1 pseudogene is annotated in these 226 nt (G+C 31.0%); it reads right to left on the bottom strand.

From position 1 onward, the window contains the following. A pseudogene (locus ACX6CF_RS26710) lies at window positions 1-226 on the bottom strand (histidinol-phosphatase); the annotation flags it as partial.

Genomic DNA, 226 nt, shown 5'->3' on the forward strand with positions numbered 1-226 from the left:
TACCATATATGAGAAAATCATTTGTTTTTGTATTATTAAAAGCCAACTCAATTCCTAGTAATACATCCATATCGTATTTATCACCTTGGTATTTTGCGTTCCTATACCCTCTTAAAAAGTCCTCTACCTTTTCTTCCCAAGTTGCAAATTCACTAGTATTAAAGAATACTGGTCTATAATGGTCAGTAATTACAACACCTGAATAACCATTATCTCTATAAACTTC

The sequence above is a fragment of the Vallitalea sediminicola genome, assembly GCF_054408565.1.